The following is a 14,202-nucleotide window of genomic DNA, read 5'->3' as shown; positions in this document are numbered from 1 at the left end:
ACCCGTTCGACTTGCATGTGTTAAGCCGACCGCCAGCGTTCATCCTGAGCCAGGATCAAACTCTCCGTGGTGTATAGAAAGTTTCTTCTCTAGCTCTCTTTTCTCTTAGAAGCTTTTTTCCCTCCCCAAAGGAAGGTTCAAATTAGCTCCCTCAAAGTTCCTTGACTTTTGGGGTGGTCTCTTTCAAGCTATATGTTTTTTTCTAGGTTCGGGGCTGGTTTCCGGTGCCCGGTGGGCTTTCCTTTATCCAGCGCTTTCCCACTGTAGCAACCCTCTTAGGAAGTGTCAACCCTCTCTCCAGATTTTTTTGGCAGAAATTTTGGAAAAAGAACTTTCCACTTTATAAGTGTTGCTGGTGGAGCGCCTGCCCGGTGGGCGTTCCTTCATCCAGCGCTTTATTAAGGTAACAATTCCTTCAGGGGATGTCAACTCTTTTTCCAATTTTTCGGTAAGATTTGCTTCTAAATTTTTAGATCCCTTGCTACAAGCCCCTTTTGGGCAACACGTTTTTAAGCGACAATGGGGATGGTTGTGTCGATTAGGAAAAAAGACCGGTGAATTTTCAATCAGTCATTACAACGCTCAACAACTTTTGGGGCGATCGCGGTTGTTTGATTGCCCAACCCTACGATACGGAAAAAGGGGCTGGAACGATGAACCACCATACCTTTTTACGGGCCATCGGTCCGGAACCTTGGTCGGTTGCCTATGTAGAACCCAGCCGCCGCCCCACCGACGGACGTTATGGAGAAAATCCCAATCGCTACCAGCACTATTACCAGTACCAAGTTCTCATCAAACCTTCTCCCAGCGATATCCAACAAACCTACTTAGACTCCCTAAGAGCTCTCGGCATTCGTCCAGAAGACCACGATATTCGCTTTGTAGAAGACAACTGGGAAGCCCCCACTTTAGGAGCTTGGGGCGTCGGTTGGGAAGTATGGCTCGATGGCATGGAAATCACTCAGTTTACGTACTTCCAACAATGCGGCGGTATTGACTGTCGTCCTGTCTCTATCGAAATCACCTATGGATTGGAACGGCTAACCATGTACCTGCAAGAAACGGATGCGTTCACCAAAATCCGTTGGACCGACGATTTAACCTACGGTGACGTTCACTTACAAGGGGAAATCGAGCAGTGTACCTATAATTTTGAAGCTTCCAACCCCGACTTGCTTTTCAAGCTGTTTGAACTGTACGAACAGGAAGCCACCGACGCCATCAACCAAAAACTGGTTATGCCTAGTTACGACTACGTTCTCAAGTGCTCCCACACGTTTAATCTGCTAGATGCTAGAGGGGTCATTTCTGTGGCCGAACGTACCCGCTATATTGCTAGAATTCGTGCGATGGCACGTAAAGTGGCGCATCTGTACCTAGAACAACGGGAAGAATTGGGTTTTCCCTTGCTGGCCAAGGCTCAGTAAAATTTCATCGCAAAACCAACGAGAGGAATCAAGATGAATTTCCGAGACCTATTAGAAGCGATCGCGAATTATTTCATTGAACTAGGCGTTCCCGATCCAATCGTGCGCTGGGGACATCCAATCATGATGGGAATCGTGATTTTGGTTATGGGAAGTTTTGTGGCATGGTCGGGTTGGCGTTCTCGATTGGCTACCGACGTACAAATTGGCAAGCAAAATCGTGCCAGCCATCGTTTGCTCGCACCAAGCATGACTTTATTTATGGTTTTGGGATTCCCAGGTGGGGTTCTATCATTGGTCATGCAAGATCGTGTCATCTTTCAAAGTACCCATTTTTGGACAGGCATAGCTGTTCTAGCTCTGTTATTTTTGAACGGTTTTATTTCCATAACCAAATTCGGTGGTGAGAAAGCTTCCCTGCGCACAGCTCATGCCTACATCGGTAGCATTGCGATCGCTTTCATGTTGGTTCATATGGCCTTTGGGATTCAACTGGGGCTTTCCAGTTAAAGATAGATTCCCTCATTTTTGTTGTTTATTCAAAACTAGGCAAGTGATTCCCTGCGGTCCCCCTTTGCCATAGGGGGCCGTCATCTCTATAGTTTCAATTATTCTAATCACAGCTTATTCCGGCAATTCTCTAACAAAAAATTTTGTATAAGCAAGTATCCGCCAAATACTAGGATTTTTTACATTGATTCTTTCCATTTTTTCTGTTTTCCCGTAAAATAATACCTATATATTTGCTAAGCACAAAACATCAAAACTCAATTTGGATTTATCGTGGCTCTCACCAGTAATGTCCTTTTTTGTTTGGCATACATTCTCGGATTGGGGTTATCTGCTTTTGGCGTATCCTGGGCAGGATATGCTCTCTTTGGTATAGGAATTGTAGCGGCTGCTGTTAAACCTCGAATTGGCATACAACCTCCCAAACGGATTTGGTGGTTGTTCGCTGGCAGTATTGCCCTTTTGGCAACGTTCTATTTACAAGTTCGTACGCCACAACTAGCAGCAAACGATATCGGTCAATACGTACAGCCAGATAGCGAATGGCAATCGGATTTGGTTGCCTTACAAGGAGAAGTGCTAGAAACTCCCCGTCTCACGCGCAGCGATAAATTACGATTTGTTTTGCAAAGTAAACAATTAAGTAGCATCACGACAAGCGATCGCGAACCCACTATAGAATCCGTTCAAGGCAAAATTTATGTCACTGTTCCACTCCTACAAGGTACAGGCATCCATCCAGGGCAAATCGTACAAGTAACTGGTTTTCTCTACCAACCACAACCAGCTAGTAATCCTGGGGGATTTAATTTTCAAGCCTATCTTGCCAAACAGGGAATTTTCGCCGGATTGGCAGGACGTCAACTTCAATTTATTGATAAAAATCCAAAGCCTGGTTTTTGGCAGCTTCGCCAAAAAATTATTCATACACAAGTAGAATCGCTAGGCGTTCCTGAGGGGACTTTGGTCAGTTCCATTGTTTTGGGTCGGCGTGCGGTCGATTTGCCCTACGATATTCGAGATGCTTTTATTCAAGCTGGGATGGCTCACGTACTAGCAGCTTCTGGGTTCCACGTATCTCTAATCTTAGGGATGGTTTTGGTTTTGACGAAGAGGTTGGGCGTCAAAACCAGATTTACAATTGGTGCTTTTGTATTGCTGGTTTATATTGGACTAACAGGGGCTTCACCTTCGGTTTTGCGTGCTTCTTTGATGGGAATAGCCGCTTTATTTGCTTTGGTGGTGAAACGCAAAGTCAAACCAACAGGTGCTTTGTTGGTGGCTGCTACTTTTTTATTGCTGGTCAATCCTTTATGGGTTGAAGATTTAGGTTTTCAAATGAGTTTTCTGGCTACTTTAGGACTTATTGTAACCGTACCAGCTTTGTTACAACGATTGGATTGGTTGCCACCAGCGATCGCTTCTTTGTTTGCCATTCCCCTAGCGGCTTTTTTATGGGTGCTTCCCATTCAACTGCATGTATTTGGTACAGTAGCTAGCTACAGTATCCTCACCAACACCGTTACCTCTTTACCAGTAGCTGGCATTACCCTCGGTGGTGCCATTGATGCGATCGCGTCTTTGTTCCATCCATCAACTGGTAGCTTTCTAGCACAAGTACTACACTATCCTATCCACTGGCTAATGCAGATTGTTGCCTTTTTTAATGGTTTGCCGGGGAATCAAGTGGCTGTGGGGACAATTTCTATTTGGCAAGCCGTTCTTTTGTATGGGATTTTTGGCTTAGTTTGGTTGGTAAAATGGTGGCATCGCAGCCGCCGCTGGTTGCTGGCGTTATTCCTAATTCTGGCCATTGTAGCTTTACCGGCATGGCAACGCAGTACTCAAATATTCCAGGTGACGGTATTAGCCAATACCAGCGAACCAGTTTTGGTGGTTCAGGATCGAGGCAATACCATTTTAATTAACGGTGGCGATCGCGATACGGCCGAATATGCTGTGATTCCCTTTTTACAAAAACAAGGGGTCGATACCCTCGATGGTGCGATTGCGACTGGGGAACAGTTTTACAGACGTCGCGGCTGGTTGCCAATCTTGCAAGAATTTCCCATCAAACAATTTTACGCTTCCTCTTCCCTAGCCAGCAGCATGGAGAACATCAATCGACCGGTTCGCGTTTTAGCAGCCAACCAACGTGTGGACTTAAAATCCCTCCAACTGCAAACATTTTCTCCCAATCTACCTCTGTGGCAGTGGCAAATTGGCGATCGCCAGTGGCTGATGCTGGCAGATTTCTATCGAGAAGACTGGCAAAAACTACAAGATAGCAACCAAATCAAAAACCAACTACCAGATGTTGATATTTTATGGTGGTCTGGCGATCGCCTGTTACCAGAATTTTTGGACATCGTACAGCCGGAAATTGCCATTGCCTCGGCAAAATCCATCCATCCCGATACCACCACATCCCTATACGAACGCGGCATTGAAACATATTATACCGGTCGCGATGGTGCTTTGCGATGGACGCCACAGCAAGGATGGCAGAAAGTGATGGAATCGGCGAACTCCGATGAATTTCAACTTTAGATTGGGGGGAAAGTTCGCTACCTACTCGTCGGGAAGGTCGAACAGTACAGAATTCATATAACGTTCGGCCCAATCTTCGCCAAAAGCTTTCTCCAACACCCGCCGGGTTTTATCGTTTTGTCGTTGTTGGGTACAGTAGTGACGCTGTCCTGCTAAAATTTGCGATCGCCACTCTGGCGTTGCCGGTGTTTGACAGGCTTGGGTGGCGTGAATTTCCAAAAAACGACGCACGCGATCGCAAAATTGTTTTTCCTCTTCGGCATTGCTAGGACGAATGAAGATACAATAATCGGAAAAAATCGATCCCCACTCTGGCAATTCCCGGGGTTGGGAAAAATGGGTTTCTGGCAAAGCTTGCAGGGATTGTTGGTAGGCTGGCGGCAAACTGCGCTCGCGAAGCGTCCCCTTCGGAGAATCGCTGCTAACTGGCGATAAATCCACAATGGCAGCACTAATTTGTCCCCTGCCTCCTACCAAATCACAACCAAACATGGGTAAATTATATTCAGGATGGGGGAACATGACGCAGTGCAGAATATCTAGGTTGTTGCCTACCTTGGCAAGTTCTAAATGCAATTTGCGAAATTGGGGAGTTTGGTAGCAGCTGTTCTCGATAACCAGCTTTTCCCCTTCCAAACGTCCTTCTACATACCCAAAATCTTCTGGCAGTTGGTAGGGTGACAGCGGCAAATACTCCTGCCATACCGATTCAATGGTGTTCGCCAGCTCAAAAATGAGCGGATGTTGCTGCTCTCGCAAGGAAGTTGGCGTTTTGGCGGACATTTCGTAGGGATCGGAACAAAACATTGACTGTACTACGTATACTAACGACTAGAGAATAAAAACATCTTAGTAGAGCAGCGTAGCGAAAAGTATTACATTCTGCGATCGCTCCCTGCCATCGTTATTTCCGGCAACATTTCCCACCCAAACGAACTTTCAACCGCACCATATTTCTTTAAAATCTACATTGTAGTTTCCTGGGAAATATTTCCTACTATAGCCTCATGTCACAAACTGTTTGGATTGCTCGACACGCCAATCGCTGGGATTTCGTTTATCCAGAGTGGTTCACTACTGCCGAACGTCCGTACGATCCGCCACTATCGGAAGATGGCTTCGAACAAGCCAAACAACTCGCCAGCCGACTGGCAACCACATCCAATATTCGCCATATTTTTGCATCGCCGTTTTTACGAACGGTACAAACCGCTCACGAAGTGGCACAAAAACTCAATTTACCTTTAAAGTTGGAATGGGGATTGGCAGAATGGCTCAATCCGCACTGGATGACCCACGCACCGGAAACGCTACCTCTAGAAATTTTACAACAAGATTTTCCGGAAATCGATCGCCACTATCACTCTCGCATTGTTCCTGAATATCCAGAATCAGAACAACAAGTTTTTGCACGCACCCAAGAAACAGCCAAACGTTTGGTAGCGGAATTTTCGGAAGATATTTTATTAATTGGACATGGAGCTTCGGTGTTGGGAGCTTCGCAAGCTTTGGTTCCCGGTGCGGAAATTCGAGCGGCTCTTTGTTGTTTGGTGAAAATTGTCCGCAAAGGCGACAGTTGGGAAATGGAATTGCATGGAGATACGTCCCATTTGTCGGAAACAGAAACGGTTATTCGCTTTAATTAGATGAGTTTTACTCTATAATTTTTGGGTGGGCAATGCCCACCCTACTGGAGATAAAATTTAGGAAAAAATGGGTCGCAAAAATTGGTTTCACTATCTGGGATTGGCTGGTATTGTTTTTGTTGGTATTGGTTTGCGGTTTGCTAATTTGGATGGCAAGCCTTTATGGTTGGATGAAATGATAACAGCGTTGCTGGTTTTGGGGAAACAATTCCAAGATATTCCGTTAGAGACAATTTTTACATTTGAAGATTTATCATCTTTATTTTCCCTAAACTCCGATGTAAGTTGTAGAACCATTTCTGAAAGGGTTACCACCCATTCTACTCATCCCCCTCTATTTTTTTGTGGGTTGCATCAATGGTTGTTTTTTTGGGAGCCGTCTACATTTTCTCTGGCTTGGAAATTGCGATCGCTTTCGGCTTTTTTTGGGGTAGCTGCGATCGCGGCTATTTATTTTCTCAATTGTAGAATCTTTTCTAAAAATGCTGGTTTGATGGCTGCTGCTTTGATGGCGGTTTCGCCGTTTGCAGTATATCTATCCCAGGAAGCACGTCACTATACAATTCCTATTTTTCTGGTTTCTCTTACACTCTGTGCTAGTTGGGAAATGCTGCAAGATTTACAAAGTTCCCAGTCCAAACGTTGGTGGATTTGGATGGGATGGGGTTTGCTAAATGGAATTGGGTTGTACGTTCATTATTTTTTTATTTTGGTTATTGTCGCTCAAATCGCTACATTTGTTATTTTTTGGTGGCGGCAGAAATTCGATCTAAAATCTTGGTATATATCTCTACAAATAGGCGGTTTTCTATTGTTCCCTTTTCTTTTATTTTTGCCTTGGATGGGTACGCTTTACGAACACGTTCGCAGTTCGGAAACGAATTGGTTGCAACCTTTTGACCCAAGTTGGGTGGATAGCATTGCTCCTATCTATCAAACGCTGTTGGCTTGGTTTAGCATGACGATTGCTTTGCCAGTGGAACGCCAACCACTGGGTGTTATTATTGCCTGTGGATCGATAACGTTATTGTTTTTTGGCTGGCTGGTTAAACAAGCGATCGCTGCTGGCAAAATAATTTATCGATCTCCTCAAAGCAAAATCCGAGATGGTGTTAATTTTTTATCGATTTTTACGATTTTTGTGCTTTTAGAATTTGCTTTTATTGTTTATGGACTAAAAACTGATATTACTGTTGCTCCTCGCTACCATTTTATTTATTACCCTAGTATTTGTGCTTTATTAGGAGAATTTTTGGTTGTACGGTTTTCTCAGTTTCCTGAAATTAGGAATTCCATAAATTTATATGGTGAAACGGTAAGCAAATTGACACAAAAACAAGGAATTGGTTCCACAGGGAAATCGTGGTTAAATCGTGTTGAATTGGGTATCGTTATTCCTTTCGCTGTTGGCTTTTTGAGCAGCATTTTGGTAGTTCAAGATATGGTTTTTCAAAAACCATATTACCCACAAGAAATTGCTCAAAGAATCAACCAACCGCGAAATCTGGAGATGGTTATTTTTGGGTATAAAAATTTCCAAGAAGTAGCGTTGGGGTTGAGTTTTGTAAAGGCGATACAGGAAGATTTTTCTAGATCCCAGCCACTTCCCCGATTTGCTTTTTTCTCGCGGTCAAACAGCTACCAACCTATTTGGCAGGAGTTAACAAATTTATCCGATATTGATTTTCCCAAAAGTTCTAATTTTGCGGTTAAGGTATGGGTGATTGCTCCTGGTTTGCGTCAAGCTGCATATCCGGCAACGTTACAATTAGGAAACAACTATCTTTGTTCCCAAAAATCCCAGGATTATTTTCGCTTGGGAGTTCCTTTTCAAGGATATCCCTGTCAAAAACCATCCCAACCAAAAAATTCTGAGTCAATTGATTGACTTTTTGAAAATCGTATGTTACAATAAACATTCTACCAATTAGGAGATATTTGCCGGACTCGATCGACGGATAGATTGAGTTTGAAAGCTAGAGATTGGCGGTCGTTGGAAACGACAGTAATTTCGTAATATCCTGTTTCTGGTAAGGTTCCCGACCAACTATATTCGGAAGAATCCTTTAGTAAATTTTCTTGTCCGGAAGGCGTGTAAATAGATAGTAACGTAAAGCCGTTGGAACGTAAATACAAACGCATTCCTTGGCCTTGGTTGAGATAGGCTACGTAAACTTTGCCTGTTCCCGGTTCCAACTCGGCAGACACTTCTTTGGTGAAAGTATCGGATTCAAATTGCAGGTTTTGCAAACTGGTACCGTTTTCTAGGTTTTTCAAGGTATCCAAAGCGATCGCGTGCCAAGCCTGTCCCAAAGGCGTTCCCAACAAATCCTGCTGGCGTAGATTGGGAAAATAATAAAAGAAACGAGCGTCTACCAGATCGAACCAAGCACGGCTACTTACATGAAGTTTGTTCACTCTTTGCGTCCACGCTTCGCGATCGCTGGCTTGATAATTTCCAATTGTATCTATAAATTCGCTAGGTAACCTTTCCAACAGATCTAACAAAACTTCTGCTTCGCGATCCCAACGTTCCCGCCAAATTTCATCTTCCGGTTCGTCGCTGAGGCTGCGACCTTCTTGCTGGGGAAAACGCGCGTAGAACGCTTGGTCTACCATGCTAACAAACTGCGAATAATCAATTCCCAACTCCGCTCGGCGATCGCGCAGTTCAATTTTCCGTTGCCGTTCCTCTTCAGACAACTTCAGCGACAAAGGCGGTGCTTCCGAATCGCGATTGTTCTCAAACTCTTTTGGTGAAAATAGGGGAGAAGGCGGTGCTGTTTCGGCCTTATTAGCCGTATTATTGGTAGAACGGTTTTGCAACCACTGCCAGGTAACCCACCATCCTAAGGTGGCAGATAAAGGAATCACCACAATAGCTGCAAGCAATCCTCCCCACAAAAAGCGACGCGACCTTTGACCTGTCGTGGGTACAGTCGGTGGCTGACTGGGAACAGTTTTCTCTCCATGGTTGTGGCCATTTTGCTCTTTTGTAGGAACTTGTTGTTCCTGCGGAGTTATCGAATTGGAACTGGCAAGCAGCGTATTGGCATTGGCAAGGGAACTTGCTGCTTCTTGTTGGCGAGGCAATGAAATCATCTCTAACCGCTGTAAAGCCTCTCTTGCCGAAGCAATGCGATCGCTGGGTTTGGTGGCTAGCATCTGTTCCAAAACCGCTGCCAATTCCTCGCTAATCGCAGCATGATGTGTTTTTCGCCAAGTCCATGTCAAGGTATAACTATCAAGTAACTCTTGAGGTTCTTTGCCAGTTAACAAGACCAATGCCGTAACCGCCAAGGCATATAAGTCGCTGTGGGGATAGACAGAACCAGTCTGAATTTGCTCTTCTGGTGCAAAACCTATTTTTCCCAATCGCGTAGCTGGCTGACAGACGCTGGCTTTGCCACTGGCAACCACTTCCGAGTCAATTTGTGCGGCTACCTGTTTCACACCACCAAAGTCAATCAATATCGGCATTCCATCCGCCTGCCGTTGGATAATATTATCCGGTGAAATATCGCGATGGATCACCCCACACTCGTGAATGTAGGCTAGCACTGGCAAAACCGAGCGCAACAATTGGTAAATTTCCGCTTCAAAGAAGGTTTGACCGGCTTGGATGCGTTCTGCGAGAAGCTGTTCGTAGGATTTGCCTTCTACGTAATCCTGTACCAAAAATAACTTGCCCTGTTCCTCTTTGGTAGCACGAAAGAGTTCGCGAAAGCGAGGAATTTGGGAATGGTCTAACTGGTACAAAATTCCAGCTTCCCGTTCAAAGAGTTCTTTGGCTTTTTGTTGTTGGTAGGTACCTCGGGTTTGGGGAGCAAATTCTTTTAAAACGCATGGTTCTTGAAAGCGGTTTAAATCTTGTGCTAGGTAGGTACATCCAAAACCACCACGTCCCAACTGCCGTACAATTTGGTAGCGATCGCCAAGTACCGTATTGGGTTGGATAGAAAAACCAACTAGGGATTCGCCGCAATACTGACAAAAGCGACTGGAGATAGGATTGTTGTGTCCTTGAGAACAACGACGAGATTCCATACTTTTATTCGTTGCGACGTCTGCTCGCTTGCTTGACGCCAAAACAGTTTGTCTCGTTATAGGGTAGCCAGGCGGGTTTGTGCTTCTGCGGCCACTTGTTCGATTTCGTCTTCAGCGAGGGTTTCCAGGATTTGGCGGACCCGTTCTTCGTGGAAATTCCCCAAAGCTTGCACCAAACGGTAGCGAACTTGCCAATCTTCGTTGTGAGCCTGTTCTGCTAGCAAATCGATGGCGCGTTCGTCTCCGAGTTCTCCCAGAGAACCGACGGCACTGGTTTGGATGAGGGGTTCTGGCGATCGCAAGGCTTCTGCTAGCAAATCAAAAGCACGCGCATCTCCCATTTCCCCCAAAGCGGCGATAATACTCATTTGTACGATCCAATCGGAGGAATTGTGGTACAGGGTGCGCAAGTCGTCCAGGGTATCGGTCATTTGCAAGGCACCCAAAGCATCCGCCGCTGCCGCCTTGACATCGGCTTCTTCATCGTGTAGCAAGCGATCGCGCAAAATTTCCAAGGCTTTGGTGGGGTTCTGACGGCCTAGGGTAGAAACTTGACTGACCGCTGCATACCGAACCCGGGGATTGCTGTCAAAAATAGGCGTTTGAATGGCTTCAAAGGCAACGTCAGCATCCAATTCTCGCAGGTGGTTGACACCACGCAGGCGATCGCCCAAATCTTCCGAATTGAGCAACTTTTTCACAGATTCTGGGGTAATACTCACCAGCGTCGCTCCTTATTATATTTGATGGATTCCATAAAAAAAGATTTTGCTTAACAATCAAATTCCAAATTCTGAGGGAACCATCCCAGCAATCAATCCAAATTGGAGGCCATTTCGCGCACAATATCCCCTCTGGTCAAAATTCCCGCTAATTTTCCCTGTTCGTCAACCACCGGCAAGCGATGGATATCTTTTTCCAACATAGTTTTGGCGACATCTTTGAGGGATTTGTTCGGGGTAGTGGTAATTGGATGCTTGCTCATAACCTCTTCTACGGTTTGACCCAAGGCTTTGTGGATCTCCTCTTGATAGTGGGCCGGATTTTGTAAGTAAATCACGCTGTCCAGCAAAACCACATAAGGAGGTAGTACGACCCCAGTTTCCTGCCACATGATATCGGTATCGGCAATGACGCCAACCAACTTCCCTTTTTGGTTGACGACGGGAAGACCACTGATGTGATGCTCTGCCAAAAGCTTGATGGCTTCTCTCAGAGGAGCTTCTGGCGATATGTACAGCGGGTCGCGGGTCATAATGTCGGCGACAGTTTTGGACATGGTTGGATTTCCTTGGCAACAAATTTGAAAAGTCCTGAAATTATAATACCCCTGCAAGCAGCGTTGGGAAAGTTTTCCCATCCTACCTTCCCAACTTCCCTCGTGGGAGGAAATGGCAGTTCAAAACGACAGGGATAAGACGGTTTCCCACCCAAGCAACCCCAAGATCAACTCAATAACGTTACCGCATGAATCGGGAGCTTGAAAGCTCTGACTTTTTACGCGCAGGGATGAAAAGGAACCCGTGCGGCTTGAGCTGCCGTTACAATCAAGTTGAGGTGCTAAAATCTAAAAAAGCAGGCGAAATTTTTTTTAATCTATGTTCGTACATCATGTTGACTCTTAGCTAAGAGTTTAAACTCAAATGCTTCGACCGGCTCAGCACAAGTCTATTTTGTCTTGGGTCTGTTTGAAGCGTGGTGAATACTAAGCCTGCAGTAGAGGCCAAACAGACCAGTCAAATTTGTCCCCATTGTGGTATATACGGGGAAAAAACCGCTTTCTCAAAGAACCCATTCATGTCCCCACTGCGGCAGGGGAACCCATCGAGACGTGGCAGCAGCACAAGTGGTTTGGAATCGAAGTGTCGCCAGTACGTCCACCACAGGACGGGAAAATGCTCGTTGAGGGGAATGTTGCCGGGGATGGGTTAGCATAGCGAATCTCTTCACAGGCACACCCGATGAAGCGAGAATCTCACGAATTGAATTCGTGAGAGTGTCAAGATGAATGAACAGTAGGAATTGCTTTCCTTGCTAGTTGCAGTCGGAAAATGGTTATGACAGAGTCGCCAACCCCATCCAATCGAAACCTCCGCCGCGTTATTGTTTGTCAAAATGACGATTGCTGCCGCAACGGTTCCCAGGAAACCCTCAAGGCGTTCCAAGAAGCAGCGAATTTACCAGACGACGTTACGGTGGAAACCAGTGGCTGTATGGGACAGTGCAGCATTGGTCCTACCGTACGCATCCTTCCCGATGAGGTTTGGTACTATCGGGTGAGTTCTGAAGACGTACAGCAAATTGTCCATCGCCACTTGCAGGGTGGCGAAGAGGTGGAGGAGAAATTAAACCCGCGCATCCACATGCGTTTTCCCATTTAGGGAGAAAGGGGAATGTGGTTTTGTACCCAGGAACGTACCAGTTGGTTGACTTGTTGGGGAACTTCGTCGTGGGGACAATGACCGGCTTGCAGGTAGGTTTCCCTCAGTTGGGGATAAAAACGGCGAAATTGCGCGCCGCGATCGCGGGTATTCATCCAGGGATCGCCTTCTCCCCAAATGGTATACAAAGGACAGCCGAGTTGGACTAACAATTCATCTACTGGCGTTCCTCGGGGGGTTCGGAACACGGAGGCGAAGACTTTGGCTGCGCCGCGATCGCAGGAAGGTCGGTAGATATCTTCTACCAAGCGATCGGTAACGGCGGTTTTGTCTAGGTAGACTTTTTCTAGGGTTTTGCGGATAACGGATTTGCGGCGGGTATACTGGAAAATCAAAAAGCTGACCCAATCTTGCCGCAGCAGCGATCGCATGGTTTTGGTATACAGGCGGCGCATTCCCCGGGGTTCTGGTTTGGCAGGGGTGGAAGGAGAAAACGGACCGGCACTGTTGAATAAAATAATTCCCGCTGCCGCTTCCGGTTTTTGAGCGGCGACGCATAGGGAAACGTATCCTCCTAGGGAATTTCCCAATAAGACGACGGGACGGCCAATTTTTTCGCGGATAAAATCGTATAGTTGGTCGCGCCACAGATCGCCGCTGTACTGTAAATCTGGCTTGTCGGAACGGCCGAATCCCAGCAAGTCGATGGCCCAAACTTGAAAGTCCTGTTGCAATTGAGCCATGTTGTGACGCCAGTGGTCCGTGGAAGCACCGAATCCATGCACCATGAGTAGGGGAGGATAGGTTTCGTTGGCTTCGCCAGCACAAACGTAGTAAATGGAGCGATCGCGCCACGTCCACGTAGCGCCGGAAAATTCTTGGGTTGGGAAACTAGAAGCGGTTTGCATGGTTGGGAATTGAAAATAAAAACCAATAACGATCGAATTTTTGTTGAAGATATTAAGTAATGTAACACTTTTCTCAATTGGAAGCAGGTAGGCTCGGCCGATATTGTGGGTTTCTAAGCAGCATTGTGGGTGCTAGCATGGGCGAGAATTTTCCCTGCAGAGGGCAACACAAAGTGGAATTTTACGATAGAATTGGCACGGGAGCATCGAGGAAAGCTCCACCTACCGATCCCGGAAAGCTATGTAATGTAACTCTCGATCGATTTCCTATCTCCAAATCTGAGGTAAAAACATTTGGGGACGCCTCTAGATGCTTGATACCTGCTACTATCTAAGCGATCGAGAACCTGGGATCGAGATTTTGCGCCACTTTCCACAGCGAAAGCTTCAAAGCATTTTCCCATATTCGGTAATTGCAGTTCGTGCTACCACGACAGGTGCTGGCGCTGGAGCTACCCCCATCGTGGTATCAAGGCGGAAACAATTTTCCCACCAGCGAACCAAAACCAGCTCGTTGGGTTTTATCGAACCTGTTTGTGTTTCTCCGCTTTCCTTGCAACCGGTAATTGTTGCTCTGGCGAACGGACCCGCAGGTCACTGACCCCGCGCTAAAGCGACGGGGCTTGGGAACAGCCAGGTTCCCGTGGTAGTGGCTAGACCAAGAGCCGATAGTAGTTACGCACGTTCGGGTGTTTCCCTAGCCCGAACCTCTGCAAGTCTTCTGGCTGAA

At 46.2% G+C, this 14,202-nt stretch carries 12 protein-coding genes and 1 rRNA gene; 6 read left to right on the top strand and 7 right to left on the bottom strand.

Features of this window, described 5'->3' with window-relative positions; all coding sequences use genetic code 11:
• A 16S ribosomal RNA gene (locus AS151_RS16440) occupies window positions 1-71 on the bottom strand; the annotation flags it as partial.
• A 483-nt stretch (window positions 72-554) separates the two neighbouring features.
• On the opposite strand from AS151_RS16440, the gene glyQ reads away from it, so the two are divergent.
• The 3 genes from glyQ (at window position 555) to AS151_RS16425 (ending at window position 4,490) form a co-directional block, all read left to right on the top strand.
• Window positions 555-1,430 carry a glycine--tRNA ligase subunit alpha gene (gene glyQ / locus AS151_RS16435; protein WP_071518154.1) on the top strand — a complete coding sequence of 292 codons (876 nt, stop codon included), beginning with the start codon at window positions 555-557 and terminating at the stop codon, window positions 1,428-1,430.
• A 33-nt stretch (window positions 1,431-1,463) separates the two neighbouring features.
• A complete protein-coding gene (locus AS151_RS16430) occupies window positions 1,464-1,940 on the top strand; it encodes a DUF4079 domain-containing protein (RefSeq protein WP_071518153.1) in 477 nt (158 codons plus the stop codon).
• A gap of 303 nt (window positions 1,941-2,243) precedes the next feature.
• A complete protein-coding gene (locus AS151_RS16425; protein WP_139240706.1) occupies window positions 2,244-4,490 on the top strand; it encodes a ComEC/Rec2 family competence protein in 2,247 nt (748 codons plus the stop codon).
• A 21-nt stretch (window positions 4,491-4,511) separates the two neighbouring features.
• Here the strand turns inward: AS151_RS16425 and AS151_RS16420 are convergent, their stop codons facing one another.
• Window positions 4,512-5,297: a phycocyanobilin:ferredoxin oxidoreductase gene (locus AS151_RS16420; RefSeq protein WP_244533051.1), complete on the bottom strand. Its 786-nt coding sequence runs from the start codon at window positions 5,295-5,297 to the stop codon at window positions 4,512-4,514.
• A 200-nt stretch (window positions 5,298-5,497) separates the two neighbouring features.
• Here AS151_RS16420 and AS151_RS16415 point away from each other — a divergent pair, with 200 nt between their 5' ends.
• Window positions 5,498-6,136 carry a histidine phosphatase family protein gene (locus AS151_RS16415; RefSeq protein WP_071518151.1) on the top strand — a complete coding sequence of 213 codons (639 nt, stop codon included), beginning with the start codon at window positions 5,498-5,500 and terminating at the stop codon, window positions 6,134-6,136.
• Between the two features lie 910 nt (window positions 6,137-7,046).
• Window positions 7,047-8,024 (top strand): hypothetical protein, encoded by a 978-nt coding sequence (locus tag AS151_RS22870; protein WP_244533049.1) that lies wholly within the window; start codon window positions 7,047-7,049, stop codon window positions 8,022-8,024.
• 32 nt (window positions 8,025-8,056) lie between these two features.
• Here AS151_RS22870 and AS151_RS16405 read toward each other — a convergent pair whose 3' ends face one another.
• From AS151_RS16405 to AS151_RS22235, 4 genes are all read right to left on the bottom strand, one after another.
• Window positions 8,057-10,183: a protein kinase gene (locus AS151_RS16405; protein WP_071518149.1), complete on the bottom strand. Its 2,127-nt coding sequence runs from the start codon at window positions 10,181-10,183 to the stop codon at window positions 8,057-8,059.
• A gap of 56 nt (window positions 10,184-10,239) precedes the next feature.
• The gene (locus AS151_RS16400; protein ID WP_071518148.1) at window positions 10,240-10,905 is read right to left on the bottom strand and encodes a phycobilisome degradation protein NblB; all 666 of its coding nucleotides are present in this window, start codon (window positions 10,903-10,905) and stop codon (window positions 10,240-10,242) included.
• A gap of 92 nt (window positions 10,906-10,997) precedes the next feature.
• Window positions 10,998-11,462 carry a CBS domain-containing protein gene (locus AS151_RS16395; RefSeq protein ID WP_071518147.1) on the bottom strand — a complete coding sequence of 155 codons (465 nt, stop codon included), beginning with the start codon at window positions 11,460-11,462 and terminating at the stop codon, window positions 10,998-11,000.
• A 503-nt stretch (window positions 11,463-11,965) separates the two neighbouring features.
• Window positions 11,966-12,133, bottom strand: coding sequence for a hypothetical protein (locus tag AS151_RS22235; RefSeq protein WP_211517628.1), 168 nt, complete (start codon window positions 12,131-12,133; stop codon window positions 11,966-11,968).
• A gap of 107 nt (window positions 12,134-12,240) precedes the next feature.
• Here AS151_RS22235 and AS151_RS16385 point away from each other — a divergent pair, with 107 nt between their 5' ends.
• On the top strand, window positions 12,241-12,564 hold the full coding sequence (locus AS151_RS16385; protein ID WP_084639649.1) for a (2Fe-2S) ferredoxin domain-containing protein: 324 nt from the start codon (window positions 12,241-12,243) through the stop codon (window positions 12,562-12,564).
• Here the strand turns inward: AS151_RS16385 and AS151_RS16380 are convergent.
• Window positions 12,561-13,472 carry an alpha/beta fold hydrolase gene (locus tag AS151_RS16380; protein ID WP_071518144.1) on the bottom strand — a complete coding sequence of 304 codons (912 nt, stop codon included), beginning with the start codon at window positions 13,470-13,472 and terminating at the stop codon, window positions 12,561-12,563. The genes AS151_RS16385 and AS151_RS16380 overlap by 4 nt on opposite strands.
• Between the last annotated feature and the right edge of the window lie 730 nt (window positions 13,473-14,202).

Origin of the sequence: Geitlerinema sp. PCC 9228 (assembly GCF_001870905.1) — a bacterium.
Lineage (GTDB): Bacteria > Cyanobacteriota > Cyanobacteriia > Cyanobacteriales > PCC-9228 > PCC-9228.
The sequence above is the reverse complement of the archived record's forward strand: the minus strand, read 5'-3'. Positions and strand labels throughout refer to the sequence as shown.

What these genes read in the sequence shown, in the direction of transcription:
- AS151_RS16430 (WP_071518153.1), top strand. Translation starts at nt 1,464, where the DNA reads ATGAATTTCCGAGACCTATTAGAAGCGATCGCGAATTATTTCATTGAA.
- AS151_RS16420 (WP_244533051.1), bottom strand. Translation starts at nt 5,297, where the DNA reads ATGTTTTGTTCCGATCCCTACGAAATGTCCGCCAAAACGCCAACTTCC.
- AS151_RS16415 (WP_071518151.1), top strand. Translation starts at nt 5,498, where the DNA reads ATGTCACAAACTGTTTGGATTGCTCGACACGCCAATCGCTGGGATTTC.
- AS151_RS16405 (WP_071518149.1), bottom strand. Translation starts at nt 10,183, where the DNA reads ATGGAATCTCGTCGTTGTTCTCAAGGACACAACAATCCTATCTCCAGT.
- AS151_RS16395 (WP_071518147.1), bottom strand. Translation starts at nt 11,462, where the DNA reads ATGTCCAAAACTGTCGCCGACATTATGACCCGCGACCCGCTGTACATA.
- AS151_RS16385 (WP_084639649.1), top strand. Translation starts at nt 12,241, where the DNA reads ATGACAGAGTCGCCAACCCCATCCAATCGAAACCTCCGCCGCGTTATT.
- AS151_RS16380 (WP_071518144.1), bottom strand. Translation starts at nt 13,472, where the DNA reads ATGCAAACCGCTTCTAGTTTCCCAACCCAAGAATTTTCCGGCGCTACG.